Origin of the sequence: Castellaniella caeni NBRC 101664, from assembly GCF_001592225.1 — a bacterium.
Lineage (GTDB): Bacteria > Pseudomonadota > Gammaproteobacteria > Burkholderiales > Burkholderiaceae_B > Castellaniella > Castellaniella caeni.
Map to the genome: position 1 here is coordinate 71,758 of NZ_BCWN01000004.1, position 18,532 is coordinate 90,289.

17 protein-coding genes are annotated in these 18,532 nt (G+C 65.7%); 3 read left to right on the top strand and 14 right to left on the bottom strand.

Features of this window, described 5'->3' with window-relative positions:
* Window positions 1-10: 10 nt before the first annotated feature.
* From flgE to flgB, 4 genes are all read right to left on the bottom strand, one after another.
* A complete protein-coding gene (flgE, locus tag CCA01S_RS03730; protein WP_066454295.1) occupies window positions 11-1,228 on the bottom strand; it encodes a flagellar hook protein FlgE in 1,218 nt (405 codons plus the stop codon).
* 84 nt (window positions 1,229-1,312) lie between these two features.
* Entirely contained in the window at window positions 1,313-1,999 is a 687-nt protein-coding gene (locus CCA01S_RS03735; protein ID WP_066454299.1) for a flagellar hook capping FlgD N-terminal domain-containing protein, read from the bottom strand.
* A 9-nt stretch (window positions 2,000-2,008) separates the two neighbouring features.
* On the bottom strand, window positions 2,009-2,416 hold the full coding sequence (gene flgC / locus CCA01S_RS03740) for a flagellar basal body rod protein FlgC (RefSeq protein ID WP_066454302.1): 408 nt from the start codon (window positions 2,414-2,416) through the stop codon (window positions 2,009-2,011).
* A 26-nt stretch (window positions 2,417-2,442) separates the two neighbouring features.
* Window positions 2,443-2,856: a flagellar basal body rod protein FlgB gene (gene flgB / locus CCA01S_RS03745; RefSeq protein WP_066454304.1), complete on the bottom strand. Its 414-nt coding sequence runs from the start codon at window positions 2,854-2,856 to the stop codon at window positions 2,443-2,445.
* A gap of 269 nt (window positions 2,857-3,125) precedes the next feature.
* Here flgB and flgA point away from each other — a divergent pair, with 269 nt between their 5' ends.
* From flgA to CCA01S_RS03760, 3 genes are all read left to right on the top strand, one after another.
* Window positions 3,126-3,941, top strand: a complete 816-nt coding sequence (gene flgA / locus CCA01S_RS03750) for a flagellar basal body P-ring formation chaperone FlgA (protein WP_103035926.1) — start codon at window positions 3,126-3,128, stop codon at window positions 3,939-3,941.
* A 79-nt stretch (window positions 3,942-4,020) separates the two neighbouring features.
* Complete coding sequence (gene flgM, locus CCA01S_RS03755; RefSeq protein WP_066454306.1) at window positions 4,021-4,308, top strand: flagellar biosynthesis anti-sigma factor FlgM; 288 nt, start codon at window positions 4,021-4,023, stop codon at window positions 4,306-4,308.
* A gap of 65 nt (window positions 4,309-4,373) precedes the next feature.
* The gene (locus CCA01S_RS03760; RefSeq protein WP_066454309.1) at window positions 4,374-4,808 is read left to right on the top strand and encodes a flagella synthesis protein FlgN; all 435 of its coding nucleotides are present in this window, start codon (window positions 4,374-4,376) and stop codon (window positions 4,806-4,808) included.
* Between the two features lie 88 nt (window positions 4,809-4,896).
* Here CCA01S_RS03760 and flhF read toward each other — a convergent pair whose 3' ends face one another.
* From flhF to cheA, 10 genes are all read right to left on the bottom strand, one after another.
* Window positions 4,897-7,338: a flagellar biosynthesis GTPase FlhF gene (flhF, locus tag CCA01S_RS03765; protein WP_066454312.1), complete on the bottom strand. Its 2,442-nt coding sequence runs from the start codon at window positions 7,336-7,338 to the stop codon at window positions 4,897-4,899.
* Window positions 7,335-9,449, bottom strand: coding sequence for a flagellar biosynthesis protein FlhA (gene flhA, locus CCA01S_RS03770; protein ID WP_066454315.1), 2,115 nt, complete (start codon window positions 9,447-9,449; stop codon window positions 7,335-7,337). The genes flhF and flhA overlap by 4 nt, the downstream gene beginning before the upstream one ends.
* Window positions 9,446-10,609, bottom strand: a complete 1,164-nt coding sequence (gene flhB, locus CCA01S_RS03775; RefSeq protein ID WP_066454318.1) for a flagellar biosynthesis protein FlhB — start codon at window positions 10,607-10,609, stop codon at window positions 9,446-9,448. The genes flhA and flhB overlap by 4 nt, the downstream gene beginning before the upstream one ends.
* Window positions 10,610-10,631: 22 nt before the next feature.
* Window positions 10,632-11,279, bottom strand: a complete 648-nt coding sequence (cheZ, locus tag CCA01S_RS03780) for a protein phosphatase CheZ (RefSeq protein ID WP_066454319.1) — start codon at window positions 11,277-11,279, stop codon at window positions 10,632-10,634.
* Window positions 11,280-11,289: 10 nt separating this feature from the next.
* Window positions 11,290-11,673, bottom strand: coding sequence for a chemotaxis response regulator CheY (cheY, locus tag CCA01S_RS03785; protein ID WP_066454320.1), 384 nt, complete (start codon window positions 11,671-11,673; stop codon window positions 11,290-11,292).
* A 59-nt stretch (window positions 11,674-11,732) separates the two neighbouring features.
* Window positions 11,733-12,800: a protein-glutamate methylesterase/protein-glutamine glutaminase gene (locus CCA01S_RS03790; protein ID WP_066454325.1), complete on the bottom strand. Its 1,068-nt coding sequence runs from the start codon at window positions 12,798-12,800 to the stop codon at window positions 11,733-11,735.
* Window positions 12,801-12,821: 21 nt separating this feature from the next.
* Entirely contained in the window at window positions 12,822-13,667 is an 846-nt protein-coding gene (locus CCA01S_RS03795; protein ID WP_066454327.1) for a CheR family methyltransferase, read from the bottom strand.
* Window positions 13,668-13,682: 15 nt separating this feature from the next.
* Window positions 13,683-15,413, bottom strand: a complete 1,731-nt coding sequence (locus CCA01S_RS16190) for a methyl-accepting chemotaxis protein (RefSeq protein ID WP_084386446.1) — start codon at window positions 15,411-15,413, stop codon at window positions 13,683-13,685.
* 90 nt (window positions 15,414-15,503) lie between these two features.
* On the bottom strand, window positions 15,504-16,001 hold the full coding sequence (locus CCA01S_RS03805) for a chemotaxis protein CheW (protein WP_066454329.1): 498 nt from the start codon (window positions 15,999-16,001) through the stop codon (window positions 15,504-15,506).
* Between the two features lie 42 nt (window positions 16,002-16,043).
* Window positions 16,044-18,122, bottom strand: a complete 2,079-nt coding sequence (gene cheA, locus CCA01S_RS03810) for a chemotaxis protein CheA (protein ID WP_066454331.1) — start codon at window positions 18,120-18,122, stop codon at window positions 16,044-16,046.
* Window positions 18,123-18,532: the final 410 nt, after the last annotated feature.

Genomic DNA, 18,532 nt, shown 5'->3' on the forward strand with positions numbered 1-18,532 from the left:
AGCCCAGTGCCTAGCGCATGGTGATCAGGGTCTGCAGGATTTGATCCTGCGTCTTGATCGTCTGAGCGTTGGCTTGATAGGTGCGCTGGGCGATGATCATGTTGACCAGCTCTTGCGACATATCGACGTTGGACTCTTCAATGGCCTGACCCTTGATGGCGGCCATGCCATTGACACCCGGCGTGCCCAGCAATGGTTGACCGGAATTGGCGGTCTCCGCCCAGGCATTGCCGCCCACGGGCTGCAACCCCTGCAAATTGTTGAAATCAGCCAAGGCAACAAAGCCCATGACCTGCTTGGCGCCATTGGTGTAGTTGGCGATGACCGCACCGTCCGTGCCAATCGACGTGCTGGCATATTCACCCGAGGCATAGCCGTCCTGGGTGAAATTGCTGGTATAGCCGCTGTTGAACTGCGTCGAACCATCATACGACACCGACATGGCAATGGCATCAGCGCCAGGCGGATTGAATCCAATGGTGCCAGCCGTCGAATTCGCGGTATCCAGCGCACCGGCTGTTGTGAACTTCAAAGAAGCGCTGCCCACGCTCTGTGGCCCAGTACCGTCATCCCACAAGTAGGTGACGTTCCACGTATTGTCACCCGTCTTTTGATAAACCTGGTCAATGCGGTGCGCGACCCCGAGCGAATCGTAAATCGTCGTCGGAAACGAATTTGAATAGGTGCTCGAGTCGGTCAAATCAGGCGTGGGAACAGGCGCAGCAATGATGGACGCACCCGCGTCCAGATTCAATTTGTCGGCAATCGTGGTCGAGGCCTTCGGGGGCATATTGCCCAGCGGCACGGTCAGGCCGATCTGGGTGCCCAGGATGGGCCTGGGTGGCGTGACCGTGGTATCGGCCCTGTAGCCCAGCAGCTGCTGGCCTTGCGCGTTGACGATATTGCTGTCTTTATCCGCGAAGAACTGCCCGTTGCGCGTATACAGAATCGCGCCGCCATTGGGCTGCTGCACGACAAACAGCCCCTTGGTGCCGTCGATGGCCATGTCAAACTGATTGCCGGTGGTAGACACCGTGCCGGTGGTGAAGCGCTGATTGATCGATGCCAGCTGCACCCCCAGACCCACGCGGGAGTTGGCGTAGACGTCGGAAAAGGTGGCCGAGCCGGCCTTGAAGCCCACAGTGCCGGAGTTGGCGATGTTGTTGCCGATGACGTCCAGATTCTGTGAGCTGGCGTTCAAGCCGCTGAGACCTTGACCGAAACCCATGATTGACCTCTTTCAGAGTGCGTACTGCGTTGATTCGTAAAGACGGAACAGGTGCGTCGCCGTGTGGCGGCGCGCCCGAAGACACTACATCACCTGCCGGATGTCCAGCAGGGAAATCTTGTCGCCCAGGGCCAGGTTGAGCTTGAGGCCTTCCGTGGTGTAGGCGATGCTGTTGACGTGGCCCGCCGTGAGTGCGTCGGCGGACACCGCCTGGCCCTTGTCATCGGAGGCCGCCACCTGGACGGTGTAGGCGCCATCGGGCACCGGCGCACCGGCGGCATCCAGACCGTCCCAGTTCAGGGGGTAGACACCCGCATCCGTCGCGTCGAGATCGATCTCGCGCACGGCTTTACCGGTGGAATCGAGAATGGACACCTTCACCTTGGCTGCGCCGGACATCAGGTCGATGCCGAAAGGCGTGGCCACCTTGGCCCCGGTTTCGGCATCCGTGCCCAGGGAAATCTTGTCGCCCGGATAGAGGATGTCCTTGCCGATCAGGTTGGCCGCCTGCAACGATTGCGACATGTCCATCTGGCCGGACAAGGCCAGCAGCGTGTTGTTCAACTGCTGGATGCCCTGCACTGTCGACAACTGGGCAATCTGCGAGGTGACCTCGGCATTGTCCATCGGGTTGAGGGGGTCCTGGTTTTGCAGTTGCGTCACCAGCAGGGTGAGAAAACGGTCTTGTGTATCGCCCATGAGCGAGTTGCTCTGCGCGTTGGCCAGCGTACCGGCGGCGCTGGAGCCATAGACATCGTTGACGGTGGTCATGTGGATTCCTTATTGGCCCAGGGTGAGTGTCTTGGCCATGAGGGTCTTGGCCGTGTTGATGACTTCGACGTTGGCCTGATACGAGCGCGAGGCGGAAATCATATTGACGGTTTCGGCCACCACGTCCACGTTGGGCAGGGTGACATAGCCACGCGCGTCGGCCAGGGGGTTGCCCGGCTCGTACTTCAGGCGGGGGGGCGCATTGCTTTCGAGCACCGAGGCCACGCGCACGCCGCCCACGGCGTCGGACTGCGCCGATGGCGTCATCTGGAACACCACCTGGCGCGCCTTGTAGGGCTGACCATCGGGGCCCACCGCGCTGTCGGCGTTGGCCATGTTGCTGGCCGAGACGTTCATGCGCTGCGACTGGGCCGCCATGGCGGAACCGGCGATCTGAAAAATGCTGAAAGTGGACATAGGGGTCGCTTTCCTGGAAACCGGGCTTACTGCTGCATGGCAGCGATCAGCTGCTTGATCTGCGTATTGAGCACGGACAAGTCGGTCTGGTACTTGGCCGTGTTGTCGGCAAACTGCACGCGTTCGACGTTCATCTCGACCGTATTGCCGTCCAGACTGGGTTGCGTGGGCACCCGATACAATTCTTGCGCCGGGCCGGTGGTGTGCGCCCGCGCCGGGATGTGCCGCGCGGACGTGAGCGTGAGGGCGGTGTCGGGCAGGCGCGGCAAGCCGCCCTCGCCCAGGGCCTCGCGCAAGGTGGCGTTGAAATCGATGTCGCGCGCCTTGTAATTGGGCGTATCGGCATTGGCGATGTTGCTCGCCAGGATTTCTTGCCGCTGCTGACGCAGAGCCAGGGCTTGCTGTTGGAAGTCGAAGTCCTTGCTGATTCGGTCGATCATGGCTGTCGTGCATTCAAGAGAGTCGGGCACGTGCATACCGGGCACCAAATGATCCCTGACCATTCGCGGTATTTGCGTACAGTGGCATCGTAAGGCGTTACAGCCACTCATAAAGTGGCAAACAAAGCAGGGTTTGAAGGGCTATTCAGGGATTGTCTGTAACACCCCGGCCTTGTCAGGCACCCCCGGGCCGCTGCGGCCCGGCACGCACCTGCGCCCGCCCCCGCTTGAAGCCTTCCTGCTTCCGGGCCTTCCTCTACAATAAGCACATGCCGAGATCGCGCCGCCCTGCGGGCCAGCCAGGCCCTTGCTCATCCACCGACACCCAGCGCCGGGACATGTCGCGGCGGGCCCACGCGTCAGGGCTTGCAGCCCCCACGGCCGCGGCCCTGGCAGCAGCGGCACTGGCCATTGCAGCCCCCGTCAGCCACGCCCAAGCCACCCAGGCAAGCCCGGCAGCCGCGCCGGTGCAAGACGCCGCCTCGGTCGTCGCCGAGGTCGAGGCCCTCATCCGCGAACGGGCTGCCGCCTACCCTGGCTCGGTCACCGTGGCCGTCGATCCCCCGCGGCTGGTCAACCAGGCGCCCTGCACCCAGCTGGAAGCCTTTCTCGCCGGGTCGGGCGGGCTGCAGTCACGCACACCGGTGGGCGTGCGCTGCCTCGCGCCGCACCCCTGGACGCTCTACGTCCAGACCAGCGTGCGCATCGTCGGCCCCTACTACGTCGCCAGCCACATGATCGACCGGGGCAGCACCATCACGCAAAACGACCTCGACACGCGCGAAGGCGACCTGCTGCGCCTGCGCCGCGTGATCAGCGACCCGGCGCGCTTGCTGGGCTGGGTCGCCACCCGCCGTCTGCGCGCGGGGGGCCCCATCGAAGCCAGCGCCCTGCGCGACCCCAACTCCATCGAGCGAGGTCAGGCGGTGCGCACCATCGCCCGAGGCGCGGGCTTCGTCGCCACCGGCGAGGGCCAGGCGCTGGAATCCGGCAACCCGGGCACGCGTATCCAGGTGCGCACCTCCAGCGGGCAAATCATCACCGGCACGGTGATCGATGCCAACACGGTTCAAGTTATGATGTAGGGCGGGCTAAAGGTTTCCGCATGGCTGCCGTAACAAGAAGGGCACCAACTGAACCCTGTCCACTCAACCGGAGACGACCTTGAAAGTCAATTCCACATCGTCGAACCCCCTGCTCAACGGGGTCTCCGGCAACACGCGCACCGACAGTCCGGCCTCGTCCGGCGCCAGCCCGGCGGGCAGCGCCCGCGCGGACGTCGATCTCAGCCCGGCCGCCCGGCAGCTGGCCGCGCTCAACAGCAGCGACGCCGACGTGCGCGCCGCGCGCGTGCAGCAGATTCGCGACGCCCTCGCTTCCGGCGAACTGCAAATCGATACCGGCAAGATCGCTGACAGCCTGCTGGCCAGCGTGCGCGAATTGCTAAAATAAACAGGCCAGGCGGCTTCGTCATTTTCAGGCAGGCGCGCTGGCATCCATGACACAGGAGCCCCGCCATGAGCCACATCGACGCCCTGCTGCGCTGCGTGGACGAACAGTCCGAACTGCTCGACGAGTTCATCCAGGCACTTGAGGCCGAAGGGGCCATGCTGCTTGAAACGCCCTCCAACGAGGCGCTCGGCACACTGACCGCGCGCAAGAACGAATACGCCCGCCGCCTGGGCGAACTCGATCAGGCGCGGGCCGCGGCCATGGCCGCCCTCGAGCAAAACGACGACCACGCGGGCATCGACGCCGTCTGCGCCGTGCATCCCGATCTGCGCCCCGCCTTCGACACTTTGTTCGAACGCGCCGAACACGCCAGCACACTGAACCGCGCCAACGGGCAGATTCTGCAGTCGTTCGTCGAACACAACCAGCAGGCGCTCGACACCCTGCGCACGCTCATGGGCAAGGATCTATACGACGCCCGCGGGCGCCTGTCCAAATAAGAATCAGCAACGTAACCTGGCAACACCAGGATCGGCAACGCCTGCGTGACGACAGGCGTGGCGGGCGCGTCGTCCGCGCGCGCCGCGCTTAGACTGCCAGCAGCTCTTTGAGCGCGTACAGTTTCAGCAAGCCCGCGGGCGACTGACGCGCCGTCAGCGTCTCGCTGCCCAGCATGCGGGCCACCGCGTGCGCGGCGGGCGCCAGCACCGGGGCCTGCACCAGGCGCCAGGCGGCCAGCCCCAGCTGCGCGGCCAGCACGGCGCGGTCGAGCAAAGGCTCACGGCCCTGTGCGTCGGCCAGCCAGGGGGTAGCCAGACGCCAGGCGGCGTGGCATTCCTGGCGCAAGACCAGCGCCATGGCAAGCGGCCCGGGCGCCAGCGCGCCCGCCATCCCCTGCAAGGCATGCCATACCCGCACGACGCGCCCATCCAGGGGATCGACCGCCCGCAGGCAAAAGAGGCGCACCGGCAAGGCTGTTTCACCGCGCAGATGCAGCTCGGCCGGGGCTTGCCCGGCCCACCAAGCCAACTGCGCGCCATCCAGCCCGGCCGGAGCCCGCAAGCTGGCAAACAGGCCGCCATCCAGCGGCTGATAGGCCAGACGCTGCGCAGCGGCCGACGCCACGCAGGCCTCGCCGTCCTGGTAAATGCGGGCGCGCGCGCTGATGGCCGACAGCCAGACGCGCCCCTCGGCGCTGAGCGCGCGCAGCAAGGCCTGGCTGCCGCCCTCGAAAACATGGCAGGGGGCGCTGTCGAGCCCCTCGGATTCCAGCGCGATCTGCTGATGCAGCACGTCGAGCGCCGATGGCGCCACCGACTGCGCCCCTTGAACGGCATACCAGCCATCGGCCAGGCCGGCCTGCTGCGCGGTGGCCGCCAGCGGGCGGGCATCGCCGCCAAAGCAGGCGGCGGCGCACCAGGCGCCACGGCGCCCCTGCCAGGACAGCAGCTGGCGATCGTGGACGACCAGGGCGGCTTCGCCCTCGGCCAGGCCCATGCGGGCCACCCGGCGCAGGTGGTCGATGGCGCCCACGGCGGCGGGCAGCTGGCCCGCCGCGCGGCTGTGCCAGAGGTCGTAGCCCTCGGCCAGGATCGAATCTTCATCCAGCAGGGCCACCGCCGCGCGCAGCTGATCCAGCCCCAGGGAATCACCGCGCGCCGACTGCGTGAGCAGCTGCGGCAGCAAGACCTGCTGGCGGCGGCGCTCGGCCACGGCCTCGGCGCTTTCTTCGGGCTGGGTGATGGACATCAGGGCCGCCAGATCGGCCTCGGTGGGCGCGAACTGCGTGCGCACCGACTGCAGCGGCACCAGCGCCCGATCGACCAGCTCGGCGGCGGTGAGAAACAGCAAGTTCTCGGGCACCTTCTGCCCGTTGGAGACGTAGTGGATGGGCAAGCGGTAGCGGATGGCGGTATCGAGCGCACCGCCCAGGCACGAGGCTTCGTCGATCTTGGTGATGATGCAGCCGCGCAGCGGCGTGCCGCCGTCGCGCACGTAAGAGCGCGCCACTTCGTCCAGGGTGTCGCCATGGCTGGAAGCGTTGAGGGCCAGCAGGCGCTCGACCCGGCGCCCGGCACCCGCCAGCAAGGCGGCCTGGTCGGCCACGTAGCGGTCGCGCTGGCTGATGCCCACATTGTCGATGAGCACCGTCTGGTCGGGGCGCACCGTTTGCAAGACGCGGCGCAGTTCGTGCACGTCTTGTACGACGTGCACTGGCACGCGCAGCATCTGGCCATAGATTTTCAGCTGCTCGTGCGCGCCGATCCGGTAGGTGTCGGTCGTCAGCAGCACCAGGCTGTCGGGGCCGTTGCGGCGCACGCAACGCGCGGCCAGCTTGGCGATCGTGGTGGTCTTGCCCACGCCGGTGGGACCCACCAGGGCCAGCGCCAGGCCCGGCTGCCAGAGGTCGGCCTCGGAGGCCAGCACTGGCAGGTGGCGGATGAGTTCGCCGCGCGCCCACTGGATGGCCGCGCGCGACCCGGCAAGTTCGGGCAGGGTCTTGAGCATGGCGCGCAGCAAGGTGGTACTGAAGCCAAAGCGCAGCAGGCCCTGAAACAGGGTGATGGCCTGGGGCGAACGGCGCAGCTGGTTGCCCCACAGCAGCTCGTCCATGCGGCTTTCGAGCGAGCCCTTGAGTTCGTCGAGCGCACCGGCCAGTTCGGCGGCAGCCGGGCTGGCCGGCGCCTGGGTGGGCGCGGCGGGTGCGCCCGCCGGCATCGCGGAAGGCGTCACCGGGCGGGTCGGCGCGGCGGCGTTCTGGCTGGCGGCATAGCCCGCCGCGGCGGCGGACTGGCGGTACGGCGGCAAACCGGCGGCACTGGGCGCGCTGGGGGTGTAGACCGCGCCGACGTCGGCGGCGTCATCCGTCGGCTGGGCCGCCTCGGGCAAGGACGTGGCGTCCGTGGCGAGGATTTCCACCCCGCCATTGACGCGTTTGTTGGAAATGATGAGCGCTTCCGACCCCAGGGCCAGGCGCACCTGACGCATGGCCTCGCGGTTGGTGGCACCAAAGAAGCGACTGATGTTCACGCGGGACTCCCACCGATGACTGCCGTGATGCGGATCATACGCTCTTCAGGGATCTCGGCACTGGAAAGGACTGCCATGTGCGGCAGATGGTGGCGCAGGAAGCGTGACAGCGAGGCGCGCAGCGCGGGCGGCACCACCAGCACCGGGGCGTCGCCGCGGTCTTCCTGTTCTTGCGTCAGGCGCTGGGTTTCACTGAGCAGATTGTCGGCCAGCCCCGGCTCGAGCGCGCCGTTGGTGCCCATGGCCTGCAGCAGCACACGCTCCAGGCGCGCGTCCAGCCCGATGACGCGCAATTCTTCTTCGCCCGCGAACCAGTGCTGGATGATGGCCCGCCCCAGTGCCACGCGCACCTGCGCCAGCAGCTCGTCGAGATTGGGTCCGGTGCCCGCCGGGTTGAGCGCCGCCAGGCGCGGCGCGTGTTCGGTGACGGTTTCGAGGATGGTGCGCATGTCGCGGATGGGCACGTCCTCGTCCAGCAAGCTGCGCAGCAGGTTTTGCAGCTGCGGCAAGGGGATGGTCTTGGGCACCAGGTCTTCGACGAGCTTGGGCACCTCGCGTGCCATGTGGTCGAGCAGCTGCTGTGTCTCCTGGCGGCCCAGCAGCTTGGCGCCATGGCGGTGCATCAGGTGATTGAGGTGCGTGGCCACCACCGTGGCCGTATCAACCACGGTGTAGCCGTTGATCTGCGCCTGCTCGCGCAAAGAGGCATCGATCCAGACAGCGGGCAGGCCGAAGGCCGGATCTTTGGTGGGCGTGCCCGCCAGCGGCGCCGTCACGCCGCCCGGGTCGATGGCCAGCCACTGTCCCAGCTGCGCCACCCCTTTGCCGATCTCGACGCCGAACAGCAGAATGCGGTAATCGGTGGGCTTGATTTCGAGGTTGTCACGGATGTGCACCACGGGCGGCAGAAAGCCCATTTCGCCGGCGAATTTCTTGCGCAGGCTGCGGATGCGGTGCAACAGTTCGCCGCTTTGCTGGTGATCGACCAGGGAGATGAGCCGGTAGCCCACTTCGAGCCCCAGGGGATCGACCGGCGAGACATCGTCCCAGCTGGCTTCCGCAGCCGCCGCCACGGCCGCCGTCTGCTCGGAATCGGGCTGCGCCGCGGCGGTCTGGCGTTCTTTTTCCTGGCGCTTGTAGATGGCCCAGCCGCTGCCGCCGATGAGGGCCGCCAGCAGCAGGAAGGCCACGTGCGGCATGTTGGGAATCAGGCCCATCAGCGTGAGGATGCCCGCCGTGATGAACAGCACGTTGGGGTTGCTGAACAGCTGCCCCAGCATCTGCTGGCCCACGTCCTGGTCGGTGGCCACGCGCGAGACCACGACGCCCGCCGCCGTGGAAATCACCAGGGCCGGAATCTGTGCCACCAGGCCGTCGCCGATGGTGAGCAGCGTATAGACGTTGCCCGCGTCGCCCAGCGACATATCGTGCTGAACCACGCCGACGATGAGGCCGCCGATGATGTTGATGACCATGATGAGCAGGCCCGCCACGGCGTCGCCGCGCACGAACTTGCTGGCGCCGTCCATCGAGCCATAGAACTCGGCCTCTTGCGCGACCTCGGCGCGGCGCTTGCGCGCCTCGTCTTCGCCGATGAGCCCGGCGTTGAGGTCGGCGTCGATGGCCATCTGCTTGCCCGGCATGGCGTCCAGGGTGAAGCGCGCGCCCACTTCGGCAATGCGCCCCGCGCCCTTGGTGATGACGATGAAGTTGATGATCACCAGGATGATGAACACCACGATACCGACGGCAAAGTTGCCGCCCACCAGAAAATGGCCGAAGGCCTCGATCACCTGCCCGGCGGCGGCGGGCCCCTTGTGGCCGTTGAGCAGCACGACGCGCGTGGACGCCACGTTGAGCGACAGGCGCAGCAAGGTGGCAAACAGCAGCACGGACGGAAAGGCGGCGAAGTCCAGCGGCTTGCGGGTGAACATCGCCACCAGCAGAATCATCACCGACAGCGAGATGTTGAAGGTGAACAGCAGGTCGAGGATGAACGGCGGCAGCGGCAGAATCATCATGGCGAGCACCATGAGAATCAGCACCGGGCCGGCCAGCAGGCGGGCGTGCCCAAAGCCTTGGGTCTTGAGGAAATCCAGGAAACTGTTCATGAGACGGGTACGGGGGTCGGCGGGCGACCCTGTTGCGGATCGAGCTCGGGCGGCACCGGCAAGGCGCCTGGCGCGTGCGGCAGTGTACCCGAGCCCTGCTGCCAATGACGCACTTGATAGACCCAGGCCAGCACTTCGGCCACGGCGGCGTACAGGGCCGCGGGGATTTCCTGATCAAGCTCGACGTGATGATACAGCGCGCGCGCCAGCGGCGGAGCCTCGAGCAGGGCCACCGCGTGCTCGGCGGCCAGCTGGCGAATTTGGGCCGCGATCAGCCCGGCCCCCTTGGCAACCACCACCGGGGCGCCCTTCTGCCCCTCTTGGTAGCGCAGGGCCACGGCATAGTGCGTGGGGTTGGTGACCACCACGTCGGCCTTGGGCACGGCGGACATCATGCGACTGCGCGCCATGGCGCGCTGCTGCGAGCGGATGCGGCCCTTGACGTGCGGGTCGCCCTCGCTTTCCTTGTGCTCCTGCTTGACGTCCTCGCGCGACATGCGCAGCTGCTTGGCGTGGTTGAAGAGCTGCCAGGGCACGTCGATGAGCACGATCACGACGAGCGACGCGGCGATCAGCATGCAGCACATCGCCACCAGGTTGAGCCCCCGGACGAGCGCCTCGGTGGGCGCCATCTGCGACAAGGCCAGCATGTCGTCGCGGTAGGCCGAAATGACCTTCACCGCCACCACGCCCACCAGCACGGCCTTGCCCAGCGTTTTGACGAGCTCGATGAGCGTGGACATCTCGACGAAGCGCTTCAGGCCCTTCAGGGGGTTGAGGCGCTCGAACTTGGGCTCGAGCGCCTTGGGCGACAGCAGAAACCCGCCCAGGGCGACCGAGGAGAAAATCCCCACGACCAGCAGCAGGCCCATGATGGGCAGCACGATGAGCAGCGCCTGCCAGGCCGACGAGCCGGCCACGTTGAGCATGACGTCGGTGTCGCGCACGATGCGCGGGTCGAACCACAGACCGCTGTGCAAGACGCCTTCGAGCGTGCGGAAGATGCCATCTCCGCCAAACCACAGGGCGCCGATGCCGCTGAGCAGGGCAAGCAGCGTGCCCAGCTCGCGCGAACGCGCCACCTGCCCCTCTTCGCGCGCCTTTTCCAGGCGCCGCGGCGAGGCGGGTTCGGTTTTTTCGAGATCGCTGTCCTCAGCCATCGGGGCGGATATCCGGGCTTACTCAGAAGCCCAGGCTGGCCAGCAGGTCATCGACCTGGTCTTGATTGGTGACGACGTCGTTCTTGCCTTCGGCATTGACCACCGGGCCATTGAGCAGGGTCTGGGTCTCTTCGCGCTTTTCGGTCGGTGCGTTGTCGATGAGCACCTGGACGAGCTCGGTCTCGATGGCGCCGATGACGCCCAGCATCTTCATGATGACCTGGCCGGTCAGATCCTGAAAATCCTGAGCCATGATGATGTCCATGAGATTGTTCTGCGACGCCTGGGTCTTTTCCGGCACCGTCTTCAGGAAGGCGCGCGTGTCATCGACCAGCGCGCGCGCGTGGTCGAGCTCGACGGGATGGTCGAACCAATCCTGCCAGCGCGCATCCAGCGCCTTGGCATCGCTTTGCATCGACTCTTGCCAGGGTTGCACCTGCTCGGCGGCATTGAGCACGCGGTTGGCCGCCTGCTCGGTCATCTGCGCCACGTAGTGCAGGCGGTCGCGCGCATCCGGGATGGCGTGCGCCGCGTCCTTGATCGCCTGATCAAGGCCCAGTTCACGCATGCTCTCGCGCAGGGTGCGCGTCAGCTGCGCGATCCGATGGATCAAATCGACGGAAGGCGCCTGGAAGTCGCCCTGCCCGCCCGCTGCCTGATCTTCAGCCATGACGTGCCCCTTACAATTTTTCGAAGATTTTGTTCAGTTTTTCTTCGAGCGTGGCCGCCGTGAACGGTTTGACCACATAGCCGCTGGCACCCGCCTGGGCCGCCGCGATGATGTTCTCTTTCTTGGCCTCGGCGGTGACCATCAGCACCGGCAGGTTGGCCAGGTTCGGGTCGGCGCGGATGTTCTGCAGCATGGTCAGGCCATCCATGTTCGGCATGTTCCAGTCGGACACGACGAACTCGAAACCGCCGTTGCGCAGCTTTTCCAGGCCGATGGCGCCGTCTTCGGCCTCATCCACGTTTTCGTAGCCCAGGTCTTTGAGCAGGTTCTTGATGATCCGACGCATCGTGGGGAAGTCGTCGACGACCAGGATTTTCAAGGTTTTTTGAACCACGGATCACTCTCCAGTGAATAATTCAGGCAGATGGCGTTGATTGCTTCGACTGCCAATGTTCAGACACGATGCCCGTAGGCACCGGCACTTTTCAAGATACGTTCGCTGATCTCGTCCAGGGGCACGGCCTCTTCGGCGGCACCGATGAGCAAGGCCTCGCGCGGCATGCCGAACACCACGCAGCTGGCCTCGTCCTGGGCAAACGTGCGCGCGCCCGCCTGGCGCATGGCCAGCAGCCCCTGGGCGCCGTCCTTGCCCATGCCCGTGAGAATGACGCCCACCGCGTTCTTGCCCGCCACCAGGGCTGCGGAATGGAACAGCACATCCACCGAAGGCCGATGCCGGTTGACGGGATCGGAGTATTCGAGCTTGACGACGTAATTGGCCCCGGAGCGGGCGAGCTTCATGTGCGCCACCCCGCCGGGGGCCAGGTAGACGTGGCCCGGCAGCACGCGCTGGCCGTCTTCGGCCTCGTGGACCTGCACGGCGCACAGGCCGTCGAGGCGCTGCACGAACGACTTGGTGAAACCCGCCGGCATGTGCTGCGTGATCATAATGGCCGGACTGTTGGCTGGCAAGGGTTCGAGCACGTGGCGGATGGCCTCGGTGCCGCCGGTGGATGAACCGATCATGATGAGCTTCTCGGTGGTGGAGAAGGTGCCGGCCAGGCGTGGGCGCACGGGGCCGTCGCCCGCATGCGCCGGGCGCGGACGCAGGCGCGCATGGGCCGCCGCGCGGATCTTGTCGGCGATCATGTCGCTGTATTCCATCAGGCCGTCGCGCAGCCCCAGCTTGGGCTTGGTGACGAAATCGACGGCCCCCAGTTCGAGCGCCTTGAGCGTGACCTCGGAATTACGATCGGTGAGCGAGGACACCATGACCACCGGCATGGGGCGCAAGCGCATCAGGCGCTCGAGGAAGTCGAGCCCGTCCATGCGGGGCATTTCGACGTCCAGCGTCAGCACGTCGGGATTGTGCTGCTTGATGAGCTCGCGCGCGATCAGGGGATCGGGCGCGGTGGCGACGACTTCGAGGTCGGGCTGGCCATTGATGATCTCCGTCATCAGGCTGCGCACCAGCGCCGAATCGTCCACGCACAACACACGGATTTTCTTGCTTTCAACCATAGTGATACGTCCCGGCCCCCATCAGGCGACGGTATAGACCGTCTGCCCTTGAAGTTTCAAGGCCTTGGTCAGGTAGGTAAAGTTTTCGGAGTGGCCCGCGAACATCAGGCCGCCGGGTTTCAAGAGCGGGACAAAGCGCTCCAGAATCCGGGTCTGGGTGGGCTTGTCGAAATAAATCATGGTATTGCGGCAGAAGATGGCGTCGAACTTCTGGTTGATGGGCCAGCTGGGCGCCACCAGGTTCACTTCTTCGAAGGTGACCATGTTGCGGATCACCGGCTTGACCATCGCCATGCCCGACTGCCGCCCGGTGCCGCGCAGAAAGTAGCGGCGTAAAAGTTCGGGCGGAATCGGCTTGATGCGGTCGAGCGTATAGACGCCCTTGCGCGCCTGGGCCAGCACCTGCACGTCGATGTCGGTGGCCAGCACCGACAGCCCGGCGTCCGACTGGCCACAGGCGTCGTGCAGCGTCATGGCCAGGGTGTAGGGTTCCTCGCCGGTGGACGAGGCACAGCACCAGACCGAAATCGGCTTGCGCCGCGTCTTGACGAACTCGGCCAGGATGTGAAAGTGGTGCTGCTCGCGAAAGAAGGCCGTGTGGTTGATGGTGAAAGCGCTGATGAAGCGATCCCACTCATCGACCAGGGGATTGTGTTCGAGGTGATCGAGATAGGCGCGCACCGAGCCCAGGCCCGAGTGGTGCGCGCGCAGCCCCAGCGTGCGAGCAGCCATGTCGCGCTTGTGATCGCCCAGCACGATGCCGGCGCGCCTGTGCAGGATGTCGGCGACGCGCGTCAGGTCCTGCGCATCGGCCTTGGGCAAGGCCGGTTGCGAAAAGTACGAGACAGAAGCGCCATCATGGATCATGGGTGACTCGATGCCTCAGGCCTGCCCGAGGCTCAGGGGCCTGGGCGCAACCGCGGGGTCGTACCCCAGCTGGCCGCCGTGCACGTCGATGACAGGCCCGCCTTCGCGCACCTGGAAGACCGACACTGCGGCATTGAGCTGCTCGGCCTGATCCTGCAGGGAGCCCGCCGCGCTCGCGGCCTCTTGTACCAGCGCCGCGTTCTGCTGCACGACGCGATCCATGTCGGTGATGGCGACGTTGATCTGGCTGATGCCCTCGGCCTGCTCGCGCGAGGCCGACGAGATTTCGTTCATGATGGCGGTGACACCCTGCACCGACTGGACGATTTCGCCCATGATGCGCCCGGCGTCTTCCACCCGGCCCGAGCCTTCCTTGATACGCACGACCGAATCGTCGATGAGGCCCTTGATCTCTTTGGCGGCCTGGGCACTGCGCTGGGCCAGCGAACGCACTTCGCCCGCCACCACGGCAAAGCCCTTGCCCTGCTCGCCCGCGCGGGCGGCCTCGACGGCGGCGTTCAGCGCCAGGATGTTGGTCTGGAAGGCAATGCCGTCGATGACACCGACGATCTCGGCCATCTTGCCCGAGCTGCTGGTGATGCCCGTCATGGTCTCGGCCACGCTGGACACCGCCTGCCCGCCGCGCTCGGCCACCTGGGCGGCGTTCTTGGCCAGGTGGTCGGCCTGCTCGGCGTTGTCCGAGTTCTGGCGCACCGTGCTGGCAAGCTGTTCCATGCTGGCGGCGGTCTGCTGCAGCGAGGCGGCCTGCTGCTCGGTGCGGCTGCTGAGGTCGGTGTTGCCCGCGAAGATTTCGCGCGAACCCAGGTGGATTTCGCCCACGCCGCCGCGCACCTGGGCCACCATGCGCACCAGGCCTTCCTGCATGCGCTGCATGGCCAGGTACAGCACCCCGATCTCGTTACGCGAAGGCGCCTCGATGACGGCGGTGAGGTCGCCCGCCGCAATGCGGTCGAAGTGTTCACCCGCGCGGCGCAAGGGCCGCAGCACGACGCGTTGCAGGAAAACGTAGGCGGCAATGGCAAACAGCAGGGCCACCACCATGGAGACAAGGACGATGACCACGACCCATTCCAGATGGGTGTTTTCCGCTGCGATCTCGGTATTGGCCAGGGCGTGCTGATGCTGCTTGAGGCTGCGGTAAGCCTGGTCGAGTTTCTGCTCGGCGGGCTCGATGCGTTCTTTTTGCAGGCGGTGGAACTGGTCGATGTGGCCCTCTTTCAGCTGCGCCAGCACCGGGGGCAAAGCCTCGCGCACCAGATCGGCATAGGCGGCCAGTACCTGATCGGCGCCACTGTCGGCGGACAGATAAGTTTGTGCCGCCGTGGCGAAGGTTTCCATGGCCTGGTGCGTCTGTTCGAGACTGGCCTGGGCCTGACCGATCAGCTGACGCGTATCGCTGCTCAAGGCGTCGGCGGCATCCGGCTCGCCACCCGCGTTCCAGTCGGCGGAAATGGCGTTGTTCATGAGATCGCTGTTGATGACGATGCTGGCAAGCGCCCGCCCCATCAGAATCTGTACATCCTGGTACTGATTGACGGCATCGTCCAGCAACGATACAGCCTCTTCGTTATGGGCGATGCGCTTGAGCGCATCGTTGTTCAGCTTGAGCGAGAGCACGCCCAGCAGCGCGCCGGAAATCAGCATCACAAAGAAAAACACCAGCACCAGCACCAGGCTGGTGCGTACTTTCAACGCGCCAAGCAGCGATTTTTGACCGAACTGCATGAATTTAAAACCTCGTGGGCATAAAGGAGTGTCTGCGAGATTGGAGACGGGCCGCAGCGGGAAGCATCGGGATCAAGCCAGGCTTCACGCTCAGGCAACGGCGGTTTCGACCAGCGCCATTTCCTCGCTGGTCATGAGTTTTTCGATATCGACCAGGATCAGCATGCGGTCGCCCACCGTGCCGATGCCGGTCAGGTGTTCGGTGGAAAAGGCCGAGCCGAACTGGGGCGCCGAGCTGATCTGCGAAGACTGCAGAATGAGCACGTCGGACACGCCATCGACCACCACCCCCACGACCCGCGACTGCAGGTTGAGGATGACGACGACGGTCTGCGCCGTGTACTCGACGTTTTCCATGTTGAATTTCATGCGCAGATCGACGATCGGCACGATCACGCCGCGCAGATTGGTGACGCCCTTGATGAAATCCGGGACGTTGGCGATGCGCGTGACGGACTGACTGTCATACCCGCGGATTTCCTGCACCTTGAGGATGTCGATGCCGTATTCCTGGCTGGCCAGCGTGAAGATGAGGAACTCTTTGCCCTGGGTTTCAGCCTGGTCGCTCTTGACTTCGGTCAGATTCATAATGACTCCGGGAACTGGTTGGTTGAATGGTCAGAGCGCCAATCAGGCCGCCATTGTATGCATCGACGCCGTGCGCCGCAGCGCGAAGACGTCCACGATGAGGGCCACGCTGCCGTCGCCCAGGATGGTGGCCGCCGAAATGCCGGGCACCTTGCGGTAATTGGTTTCAAGGTTCTTCACCACCACCTGGTGCTGGCCGATGAGGTGATCGACCATCAAGGCAAAACGCTGGTCTTCGGCCTGCAGGATGACCGCAATGGCCTTGGTGAGGTCGGCCTCGGCGTCCCGCACGCCAAAGACTTCGTGCAAGGCCACCACCGGCAGGTACTCGCCGCGCACGTGCAGCATCTGTTCGGTCTCGGAAATGCGGTGAATCTGCTCGGGCGTGGCCTGCATCGATTCGGTGACGTGCGACAGGGGCAGGATGAAGGTTTCTTCACCCACCTTGACCGACATGCCGTCGAGAATGGCCAGGGTGAGCGGCAGCACGATGCGCGTCGTGGTGCCCTCGCCCTTGCGCGAAGACAGCTGCACGTGCCCGCCCATGTTCTGGATGTTGCGCCGCACGACGTCCATGCCCACGCCGCGCCCCGAGATGTCGGTGACCTTCTCGGCGGTGGAAAAGCCCGGCGCGAAAATGAGCTGCCAGAGTTCGTCGTCGGGCGTGGCCTCGGACACCGGGAAGCCCTGGGAGATCGCCTTCTTGAGGATGCGCTCGCGGTTCAGCCCGCCACCGTCGTCCACCACTTCGATGATGATCTGCCCGCCGTACTGCTGGGCCGACAGGGTGAGCGTGCCTTCGGGGCTTTTACCCTGGGCCACGCGCACGTCGGGGGTCTCGATGCCATGATCCAGGCTGTTGCGCACCAGGTGCGTGAGCGGATCGATGATGCGTTCGATCAGGCTCTTGTCGAGTTCGGTCGCCTGGCCCTTGGTGACCAGCTTGATCTGTTTGCCCAGCTTGTGCGCGTTCTCGCGCACCACGCGCGGGAAGCGGCTGAAGACATAATCCATCGGCATCATGCGGATGGACATGACGGATTCCTGCAGGTCGCGGGCATTGCGTTCGAGTTGCTCGATGCCGCTGAGCAGCCGGTCGTGCAAGACCGGGTCGAGCGACTGCGAGGCCTGCATGAGCATGGCCTGCGTGATGACCAGCTCGCCCACCAGATTGATGATCTGATCGACTTTTTCCACCCCCACGCGGATCGTGCCGCTTTCCTTCTTGGCCTTGTGGCTGGGGTCGGGATGGTCGGCGCTGGTCGGGGCGGTGGCTTCGGCGTGCGGTTCGGGCTGGCTGGGCGCGGCGGTCGGCTGCTCGGGCGCTGCGGCGGGCTGGGCCACGGCGGGTGCCGCGGGGGCAGCCTGGGCAGCGGGCGCGGCCTGGGCCGGGGCGGCGGCCCCGGGCAGGGCCTCGTGCGTGATGGTCACCTGATCGGCGTTGACGATGAAGCAGCACACCGCTTCGAGGTCGGAGGCCGGCGTGTTCGTGCGCAGCCACAGCGACAAGTGACCGTCGGCGTGTTCTTTGTGCAGGATTTCGCCCATCAGGCCCATTTCGGTGCTCAGCGGCTCGACGTCCTTGTCCTGGATGTTGTTGACGCGCACGTGCACGGGCAGATCGCCCGCGGGGGCGCTGGCCGCGGCGGGCGCCGCGCTGGCGGCAGGCGCCGCTGGCGCTGCGGCCGGAGCAGATGCGGCCGGGGCAGCCACCCCTTGCTGGTGTTCCAGCGCCAGCTGGCGCAACTGGGCGCAGATGCGTTCGTAAACCTGCTGGTCGGGCTTCTCAGAGCCGCGGTACGCGGCCACTTGGTCGGTCAACACGTCCTTGGTTTCCAAAAATAAGTCAATCATGTCCTGACGCAGCGCCAGCTCTCCGTGGCGGATCAGGTCGAGAAGGTTTTCCAGCAGGTGGGTGGTCTTGGCCAGCTCTTCAAAGCAGCCAAACGTCCCCGCCCCCCCCTTGATGGAGTGCGCCGCACGGAAAATGCCGTTCAGGTCGTCCGAATCCGGATTGCTCAGATCAAGGCCCAGGAGCAGTTGCTCCATATTGGCGAGCAACTCATCGGCTTCGTCAAAGAACGTATCGTAGAACTCGCTCAGGTCCACACCTGCACTCATGATCTACCTCACCCAGGTTTGTTGCCAGGCGCCCGGCCAGCCGCTGCTGGCAAAGCACCCGATGGTTGATTGGCCGCAGGCTGCTCAGCGCTGGCCGGCGAAGAAGAAATCTTGGCGGGCGCGGCGCCCGTCGTGGCGGTGGCTGCCGCGGACGGGGCGGCGCCCGTGGCTGCGGCACCGCCTGTGACGGCGGTAGCGGGGCCTGGCGCAGCCGCCCCGGGGGCGGCCCCCGTGGGCGTCACGGCACCTGCGGGCGGTACGCTGCCCGCCGGTGCCGACGTACCGGCCCCCGGCTGCGCCGCGGCGGGCGCTGCCGCCCCGTCGTCGGGCGCCCCATCCGTCGGCGGCGTGACCGCCCCGTTCGGGGACGGCGGCGTGGGATGGCTCAGTTCTTCGAGCCGCCGCTGGAT